Below are 4,580 nucleotides of genomic sequence, written 5' to 3'. Positions count from 1 at the left end.
AACCGCTCCTATGAGCGGTTTTTTTATACCTGCAATTTATTAATTGTTCAGGCGTCTAAGTTTTCATTAGCGGATGTAACAGTGCAAGCTTACGAAAACAGTGCTAACTTTGTAGTGTGAATCGGTAGGACCTTTTTGCAATAATATATAAATCGCCATAGGTTAAGTCACCGGCCACTGAGGCTAAAATAAGCCAAGTGTTATCGCTCTAGTTATCTATTTATTTATGTGCTCAAGGGATGCTTTAGAAGTGTTTAGCCTTTCAGCCAATAATAGGTAATTTAAACAAAGCAGGTAATTATTATGTTACCAATAAAAGTTTCTATCAGTGTATTTAGTTTGTTTGTAAGTTTTTCACTTATGGCGCAAGAGCAAATAATTAATGTTGCTCAAAAGCAAGATACCCAAAACGCACGAGAAGAATACCTCAATGAGTTATTAGTACGTGCACTTGAAAGTGTTAACTACTCCGGTGTTATCCGAATGACCCCCATATCAGAACTGCAAAAGCGTAAGTTAATAAACCTAGATGATAACGAATTAGATATGTATTGGAGTATGAGCAGTCCAGAGCGAGAGGCGCTTGCTTTGGCGATAAAAATACCACTATTTAAAGGCTATATAGGTAAGCGAGCTTTATTAACTAATAAGCAAAACTTGGCGCGCTTTAAAAAGGTAAAAAATATTGAGCAGCTAGCTACGTTTTCGGCTGTACAAGGGCACAACTGGCCAGATACAAGAATAATGTCCTATAACGGATTACATGTAAGACCGCTTACTAACTACCAAGCCATGTTCACTTTAACGAGCCGTGGACGAATAGATTACTTTCCTCGTTCGTTTATTGAGGTTAACTCTGAGCTTGTTGAAAACAAACAAAGTAATTTAGTAATCGTGCCTAATTTATACATAAGTTATCCAACCGGTATTTATTACTTTGTGACTAAGAGTAAACCTGAATTAGCAAAGGCTGTTGAAGAGGGATTAATAGTGATGCAGGAAAGCGGTGAATTTGACGCATTATTTAATGAATACTTCGCAAAGGATTTAAATACACTACCTTATGCAAAAGGCAAAACGATAGAGATTAAGCTCGATAACCCTTATTTTTAGGCACAAAAAAAGGAGCCTGAGCTCCTTTTTAGCATGCTATTAATAGCATCAAATTAGCGAAGTAACGACTCAGTTAATACTGGACGAATTTCACGAATAATTGCTTGAGTCAATTTTGGTGAACCACAGATAATATTGCCGCTGTGGTTATAGTTATTACCACCAGCGAAATCTACAACCATACCGCCCGCTTCTTTAACCATAAGTTCGCCTGCAGCAGAGTTCCAAGGTTTTAAACCAATTTCAAAAAATCCATCAACACGACCAGCTGCAACGTATGCCATATCTAAAGCAGAACAACCTGCACGGCGAATGTCTGCAGTGTGTACAAACAATGCTTTAAACGCTTCAGTGTATGCATCCATGTGGTTTTTGTTTTTGAAAGGGAAACCAGTAGCAAGTACAGTGCCTGCAAGAACCGTAGTTTTGCTAACACGTAGACGTTTGCTGTTTAACTGAGTGCCTTGACCGCGAGATGCAGTGAAAAGCTCACCACGAATTGGATCATAAATAACAGCTTGGTCTAAACGACCTTTAACTTTAAGTGCGATAGAAACCGCGTAATGAGGGATACCTTTGATGAAGTTAGTTGTTCCATCGATAGGATCTACAATCCATTGGTAATCATCATCCTTGCCTTTATGCTCACCTAATTCTTCACCAACAATAGAGTGAGTAGGGTAAGACTGTAAAATAGTGTCACGAATTACGGCTTCGGCTTCTTTATCAATGTTAGTTACTAAGTCGTTAGCGCCTTTTTGTTGCACTTCAACTTTTGATAAATCTTCACTTGCGCGAAGTAAAATTTTGCCTGCGTTGCGCGCAGCGCGAACCGCAATGTTTAACATTGGATGCATGGTATTACCTTTGGGTTGTAAAAGAACGTTTATATATTTCAGCCGGCGTATTTTAGCGACTTTTGACATAAAGTAAACAATAAACCCCAAATACTTATGTTTGTTTTTTATACAAGATTGAAAAGTGTCTATATTTTTAAAAAATAATAATGAGCAATTAATAAGTCACTATGTTCCTTTGTGTGTTAATTAAATTGAATTAATTTTAAATAACGCTTTACCTAAAGTTAGCTTGAGGTTTTATCGTGCCCCTAACTTAATTGATAGGACAACATTATGTATTTAGAGCACGTAAACTTAGTCGCGAGTGATATAAATAGTATGCTTAAATTTTACCAAGCTGTATTTCCGCATTGGTCAGTCAGAAGTGAGGGCAGAGGCGATTGGCATGGAAAACCAAGACGCTGGGTACACTTTGGAGATGACACGCATTACATTGCGATAAGCAGTCATGGTGAGGGTGAAAACAGAAACTTATCGGGCCATCAAATTGGTTTTGCACACTTTGCTTATGTAACTAATAATTTAAGCGCAGTAGTAATGCGCTTAAATAAAGTGGGTTTTACAGTAAGCAAGCAAGGTAGCGAGAATCCTTTCAGAAAGAATGTCTACTTTATTGATCCTGCAGGGTTTGAAGTTGAGTTTGTAGAGTATTTAAGTGATATACCAAGCGAGCGAAATAACGATTTATAATAAAATACTAAGCAGCACGCTAAAGTGCTGCTACTCAATTATAGTGAGCGGTTATTATTACCCGTGCCAAACTGGGTTTTTAGCTCATTTGCAAAGTTCATAAATTTTTCTTTAATTGTGCGCTTTATTTTTACTTCAACCGATCCCATAACTGCCTTTCCTTCAATATGAATAGTAGGACCTTGGCGTTTGTTAAGTGATACCGATTTATTTTCAAGGCTACTTAAAATACAAAACATTTTAGACACTACATTTACATGCTCTGGTACGTAAATCTCATCGCTACCAAAAATACAGTTAACGTGAATAGTTACATTTTGATGCGCAAAAATGGCATCAGTAAAATCAAGTACCACCGATCCCATAAAGTTACTTAAATATATATTTTTTGGGACAACCCACTGACCGCTTCGTTCGTTAGAGCCTAAAATACTGCGTAATGTAAAATCATCATCACTGTTTTGCTGTGCACTATAATGTGGTTTAAATTGCGATTGTTTTTCTGCTTTATATTGCTGATCGGTATTAAGTGTTAAGTCTTCTACTAAGGCTAAAAGAGCGTCGTTATTAGGTGCATCCATCGCGCTATCGAGTCGTCTCTCAAATGCATCAACAGAAATAACCCCATGACTGTAATTATAAATTAATTGGTCAATTACTTGTTCGCGTACTTGCTCTATTGGGCGGTCTTCAACTTTTACAGACATGGGGCATTCCTTATTGTATTTACTATTGATACTGCTCTTGATGTTTGTATGCAAAGCACGCACCAAATATAATCACCCTAATTATCAGTAGGTTAATTTATAATGATGTTTTTTATTTTGTTATATTAACGATAGATTAACCAAAAATGCAATTATCTAGCTATTTTCACTATTTGAGAAATTTTTACCGAGTAGCCTGTAAATAGTTACACAACTATAGATAATGCCTCACTCCAAAGTAAACTCAACCTATTGAAATTTAAGTATAAATAAAGTTGGCCCAAAGCTCGCATTAGTTAAAGTGTCTTTAATCAAAAGGAGAAAGATTATGAAAACATTTAACAAGTCTATTATCGCAGCTCTAGTTCTTGGTACTACGGCTATGGGTGCCCAAGCAAACAGCTGGGAAAACGAAAGTAAAGATGCTTGGATTGATGGTAAGGCAGAAACAGTTCTACTTATGAACACTAATCTAAACAACTTTGACATTAACACTGATGTAAAAAATGGCAAAGTAGTACTTACAGGTAAAGTTAATAGCGAGCTTGATAAAGAGCTAGCAGAAGAACTTGTACTTAGCCTAGATGGTGTATCTGATGTTGATAACAGCCTTACTGTTGTTAAAAGCATGGATACCAAAGATAAAAGCAATGACATGATGGACGATGATGATAACGACCTAACGGACGCTAAAATCACCACTGTAATCACAACTCGCTTCCTGTTTGACTCAGAAGTAGGTGGTACAGACATTGATGTTGATACCGACAACGGTATTGTAACTCTGAACGGTTCAGTAGAGTCTGAAGCTGAAAAACAACTAGCAGTTAAAATTGCTAAAAATGCTGAAGATGTTCGTGACGTAGTTGATAAACTAGCTATTGTTGCTGAATAGTACAGTATAGTTAAGGCCCACTAACACTGGGCTTTACGCCTTTTTAATGCTTAATTTAAATGGAGTTTAGTCATGGATATTATTCGTATAATACTTTCAGTTTTATTACCGCCATTAGGTGTATTTTTGCAAGTTGGCTTAGGTATGCACTTTTGGTTAAATATTTTATTAACACTGCTAGGTTATTTCCCAGGGTTAATACATGCAATCTACATTATTGCGAAAAAATAATGACAGATTATATATTGTGTAAGCCGACTACTGAGGCCTAATGATAAAAGTGCCCCAGTACTGTTCGGCTCACAATATTAATTT

6 protein-coding genes are annotated in these 4,580 nt (G+C 36.6%); 4 read left to right on the top strand and 2 right to left on the bottom strand.

Going from position 1 to position 4,580, the window contains the following annotated elements; translation table 11 throughout:
• The first annotated feature begins 303 nt into the window (after positions 1-303).
• A complete protein-coding gene (locus GQR46_RS16520; RefSeq protein WP_165741554.1) occupies positions 304-1,113 on the top strand; it encodes a transporter substrate-binding domain-containing protein in 810 nt (269 codons plus the stop codon).
• A 53-nt stretch (positions 1,114-1,166) separates the two neighbouring features.
• Here GQR46_RS16520 and suhB read toward each other — a convergent pair whose 3' ends face one another.
• Positions 1,167-1,970, bottom strand: coding sequence for an inositol-1-monophosphatase (gene suhB, locus GQR46_RS16515; protein ID WP_002957826.1), 804 nt, complete (start codon positions 1,968-1,970; stop codon positions 1,167-1,169).
• Between the two features lie 276 nt (positions 1,971-2,246).
• Between suhB and GQR46_RS16510 the strand changes: the two genes are divergently transcribed.
• A complete protein-coding gene (locus GQR46_RS16510; RefSeq protein ID WP_165741552.1) occupies positions 2,247-2,663 on the top strand; it encodes a VOC family protein in 417 nt (138 codons plus the stop codon).
• Between the two features lie 38 nt (positions 2,664-2,701).
• On the opposite strand, the gene GQR46_RS16505 is transcribed toward GQR46_RS16510, so the two are convergent.
• Positions 2,702-3,370, bottom strand: a complete 669-nt coding sequence (locus GQR46_RS16505) for a LiaF domain-containing protein (RefSeq protein ID WP_165741551.1) — start codon at positions 3,368-3,370, stop codon at positions 2,702-2,704.
• Between the two features lie 328 nt (positions 3,371-3,698).
• Here GQR46_RS16505 and GQR46_RS16500 point away from each other — a divergent pair, with 328 nt between their 5' ends.
• Both GQR46_RS16500 and GQR46_RS16495 read left to right on the top strand, forming a co-directional pair.
• Positions 3,699-4,265 (top strand): BON domain-containing protein, encoded by a 567-nt coding sequence (locus tag GQR46_RS16500; RefSeq protein ID WP_007586486.1) that lies wholly within the window; start codon positions 3,699-3,701, stop codon positions 4,263-4,265.
• A 72-nt stretch (positions 4,266-4,337) separates the two neighbouring features.
• Entirely contained in the window at positions 4,338-4,496 is a 159-nt protein-coding gene (locus tag GQR46_RS16495) for a YqaE/Pmp3 family membrane protein (protein WP_002957822.1), read from the top strand.
• Positions 4,497-4,580: the final 84 nt, after the last annotated feature.

The sequence above is a fragment of the Pseudoalteromonas sp. Z1A6 genome (genome assembly GCF_011378745.1).
GTDB lineage: Bacteria > Pseudomonadota > Gammaproteobacteria > Enterobacterales > Alteromonadaceae > Pseudoalteromonas > Pseudoalteromonas arctica.
The sequence above is the reverse complement of the archived record's forward strand: the minus strand, read 5'-3'. Positions and strand labels throughout refer to the sequence as shown.